The sequence below is a fragment of the Streptomyces sp. NPDC006643 genome, assembly GCF_042870175.1.
Lineage (GTDB): Bacteria > Actinomycetota > Actinomycetes > Streptomycetales > Streptomycetaceae > Streptomyces.
Window position 1 is genome coordinate 1 of sequence record NZ_JBIAHA010000056.1, and the last position, 1238, is coordinate 1238.

General features: G+C 66.6%; 1 protein-coding gene. It reads right to left on the reverse strand.

Annotated features, from left to right (window positions below):
• Positions 1–1211 (reverse strand): SDR family NAD(P)-dependent oxidoreductase (locus tag ACFYNU_RS38255; protein WP_388768661.1); only part of this gene is annotated, 1211 nt, incomplete at its 3' end.
• Positions 1212–1238 lie beyond the last annotated feature (27 nt).

Below are 1238 nucleotides of genomic sequence, written 5' to 3' on the forward strand. Positions count from 1 at the left end.
GGAACCCCAGCCAACCGCTCCACCCAACCCCCACCGCCACCGGCCGCCGCCGTAGCCGACACCGACCGCAGACCCGAACCCACCACCGAACCAGACCCCGCCAGCCCCGCGAACAACGCCGGCACCATCCCACCCCGCGCCACCGTCCGGCGCAGCACACCCACGTCCACCTTCACCGGAACCACCACCGGCTCCTCACCCCGCCACGCCCGATCGAACAACCCCAACCCCTCGACCGACGACAACGCCCCCAGACCACTACGTTCCAGCCGGCCCAGATCACCCTCCGACAAATGACCCGTCATCCCACTCACCTCAGCCCACAAACCCCACGCCAACGACACACCCGACAAACCAAGAGAACGCCGATGCCGCACCAGCCCATCCACATACGCATTCGCCGCCGCATAATTCCCCTGACCCGCATTCCCCAACACACCAGCAGCAGACGAGAACACCACAAACGCCGACAGATCCAAACCACGCGTCAACTCATGCAAATACCACGCCCCATCCGCCTTCACACCGAGGACAGAGTCCAGACGATCGGGTGTGAGGGTGGCGAGGAGTCCGTCATCGAGTACGCCTGCCGCGTGGACAATCGCGGTGAGCGGCTGTTCCACGGGAATGGACCCGAGTAGGTCATTCAGTGACTGACGGTTACTCACATCGCATGCCGCCAGGGTGACTTCGGCGCCGAGTTCGCGGAGTTCGTCGGCGAGTGCAGCGGCGCCCTCCGCGTCCGGTCCGCGCCGGCTCGCGAGGAGGAGATGACGCGCGCCGTGTTCGGTGACGAGGTGGCGGGCGACCAGCGCGCCAAGCGCACCCGTACCACCCGTGACCAGCACAGTTCCCGTGTCGCCGGCCCAGGGCGCGGGCACGGACAGCACAACCTTCCCCACGTGCCGGGCCTGACTCATGAACCGCAATGCCTCACCGGCCCGCCGCACATCCCAGACCGACACCGGCAACGGCCTCAGCACACCACCGGCACACAACTCACCAAGCTCCGCCAACATCTCCCCGATACGGTCCGGACCGGCCTCGAAGAGGTCGAAGGCCCGGTAGGCGACGCCTTCGTACTTCCGGGAGACGTCCTCCGGGTCGCGGATATCCGCCTTGCCCATTTCGATGAATCGGCCGCCGGGCCGCTGCAAACGCAGCGACGCGTCAATGAACTCCCCGGTAAGGGAATTCAGCACCACATCCACACCACGGCCACCAAGCTCCGCGCGGAA